This window comes from Microbispora amethystogenes (assembly GCF_016863015.1).
Lineage (GTDB): Bacteria > Actinomycetota > Actinomycetes > Streptosporangiales > Streptosporangiaceae > Microbispora > Microbispora amethystogenes.
Genome location: NZ_BOOB01000120.1, coordinates 1 through 1,464, shown reverse-complemented (window position 1 = coordinate 1,464; position 1,464 = coordinate 1). Strand labels below are relative to the sequence as shown.

The following is a 1,464-nucleotide window of genomic DNA, read 5'->3' as shown; positions in this document are numbered from 1 at the left end:
GTGCAGCTCGTCCTCCATGCGGAGCAGCCGCTGCGACTCCTCCTCGGTGAGCTTGAAGACCGGGATGCCGGTGGCCGCCGCGAGCACCTCCGCGATGAGCTCCTCGGTGACCTCGGCCACGACGTCCATGTCGCCGGCCTTCCACTCCTTCTCCCGGCGCTCGCGCTTGAGCTGGAGCTGCTTTTCCTGGTCGCGCAGCGCGGCGGCCTTCTCGAAGTCCTGCGCGTCGATCGCGGACTCCTTCTCGCGCCGGACATTGGCGATCTTCTCGTCGTACTCGCGCAGGTCCGGCGGCGCGGTCATCCGGCGGATCCGCATCCGCGACCCGGCCTCGTCGATCAGGTCGATCGCCTTGTCGGGCAGGAACCGGTCGCTGATGTAACGGTCGGCCAGCGTCGCGGCGGCCACCAGCGCGCTGTCGGTGATCGACACCCGGTGGTGCGCCTCGTAGCGGTCCCGCAGGCCCTTGAGGATCTCGATCGTGTGCGACAGGCTCGGCTCGGCCACCTGGATCGGCTGGAACCGCCGCTCCAGCGCGGCGTCCTTCTCCAGGTGCTTGCGGTACTCGTCCAGCGTCGTCGCGCCGATCGTCTGCAGCTCACCCCGCGCGAGCGGGGGCTTCAGGATGCTCGCCGCGTCGATGGCGCCCTCGGCCGCGCCCGCGCCGACGAGCGTGTGCAGCTCGTCGATGAACAGGATGATGTCGCCGCGCGTGCGGATCTCCTTGAGGACCTTCTTCAGGCGTTCCTCGAAGTCGCCGCGGTAGCGCGACCCGGCGACCAGCGCGCCGAGGTCGAGGGTGTAGAGCTGCTTGTCCTTCAGCGTCTCGGGCACCTCGCCCTTGACGATCTTCTGGGACAGGCCCTCCACCACCGCGGTCTTGCCCACACCGGGCTCGCCGACCAGCACCGGGTTGTTCTTGGTCCTCCTGGAGAGGACCTGCATGACACGCTCGATCTCCTTGTCCCGGCCGATCACCGGGTCGAGCTTGCCCTCCCGCGCGGCCTGGGTCAGGTTCCGCCCGAACTGGTCCAACACCAGAGACGTCGACGGCGCCGACTCCTGCGGCCCGCCCGCCGCCGCCGGCTCCTTGCCCTGGTAACCGTGCAGCAACTGGATGACCTGCTGCCGCACCCGGTTCAAGTCAGCGCCCAGCTTCACCAGCACCTGAGCCGCGACGCCCTCACCCTCCCGGATCAAACCCAGCAGGATGTGCTCAGTGCCGATGTAGTTGTGCCCAAGCTGCAACGCCTCACGAAGCGACAGCTCGAGCACCTTCTTGGCACGCGGAGTGAAGGGAATGTGCCCCGACGGCGCCGACTGCCCCTGGCCGATGATCTCCTCGACCTGCTGGCGCACCCCCTCGAGGCTGATCCCCAGGCTCTCCAGAGCCTTGGCCGCCACACCTTCGCCCTCATGGATCAGACCAAGAAGAATGTGCTCGGTACCGATGTAGTTGTGGTT

1 protein-coding gene is annotated in these 1,464 nt (G+C 68.0%); it reads right to left on the bottom strand.

What is annotated here, in order from left to right; translation table 11 throughout:
• Window positions 1-1,464, bottom strand: a 1,464-nt coding sequence (locus tag Mam01_RS35950) for a Clp protease N-terminal domain-containing protein (RefSeq protein WP_204289678.1), incomplete at both ends; no start/stop codon positions are given.